1 protein-coding gene is annotated in these 249 nt (G+C 62.2%); it reads left to right on the top strand.

Translation table 11 applies throughout. The features are described from left to right. On the top strand, positions 1 to 205 hold a 205-nt coding region (locus FNJ47_RS47420; protein ID WP_206685433.1), incomplete at its 5' end, for a hypothetical protein. Positions 206 to 249 lie beyond the last annotated feature (44 nt).

A 249-nucleotide genomic window follows, 5' to 3' on the forward strand; every position in this document is an offset into this window, starting at 1 on the left:
TAAGAAGGGAGGACACTTCATGCCGAGAAAAGAGATTCTCGACCAGATCCAGAAGTATATCCACCCGTTCCGCATTTCCAGCGGCAAGGGCTTTCAGCTGAAGGACTTCGACCCCGGCGACACGCGCTGTCTGTTCAATGGCCCCGCCTCGGTGGGCCGTGCCCTATCCTATCATGCCGACCGAGCTCCGTGTGCCGCGGCCTGATCGCCGCGCGGCCGCAGTGCAGCGTGTGGAGCCCGGCTTCGCAA

This window comes from Bradyrhizobium uaiense (genome assembly GCF_010811875.1).
GTDB lineage: Bacteria > Pseudomonadota > Alphaproteobacteria > Rhizobiales > Xanthobacteraceae > Bradyrhizobium > Bradyrhizobium uaiense.